Genomic DNA, 499 nt, shown 5'->3' on the forward strand with positions numbered 1-499 from the left:
GCTGGCTATGGATGCACCCATTAAAGCGACTGGTGGTGCGAAGGTCGGTGGGCTTGCCGACGAGCAGGGATTTTTCTTGCAGTGGGCTGAGGAAGCCAAGGAGCATGGCGTCGAAAGCTTGTACAACCTCGAGGTTGATGTAGAGGCTATCGCGGCGCAGGATCCGGACATGATCGTCGTGAGTGCCAGTGGTCAGGATTCGGTGGTGGCTGAGTATGACAAGCTGAGCGCGATTGGTGTGCCAGTCGTGGTGGTTGATTATTCCGACCAGGGCTGGGATGAGATCATGAGTCTGCTTGCGGAGGCCACCGGGCACGAAAAAGATGCCGCTGAGGCGATTCAACAGTATGAGGATCGCCTGGAAGAGGTCACCGGCGCAATCGAGTTGCCGGAGCAGCCGACAAACTTCGTGATGCCACTGCCGGGTGATCGCGGTTTGAACTTCTGGAGTGCGGAGTCCGCCCAGGGGCAGCTGCTGGAAGATATCGGTTTTGAGGTT

1 protein-coding gene is annotated in these 499 nt (G+C 57.7%); it reads left to right on the top strand.

Annotation, left to right across the window (positions count from 1 at the left end; all coding sequences use genetic code 11):
• Positions 1-7: 7 nt before the first annotated feature.
• Positions 8-499 (top strand): ABC transporter substrate-binding protein (locus BKN05_RS12145; protein WP_286688751.1); only part of this gene is annotated, 492 nt, incomplete at its 3' end.

The organism is Corynebacterium sp. S5S1 (assembly GCF_001913985.1).
Lineage (GTDB): Bacteria > Actinomycetota > Actinomycetes > Mycobacteriales > Mycobacteriaceae > Corynebacterium > Corynebacterium marquesiae.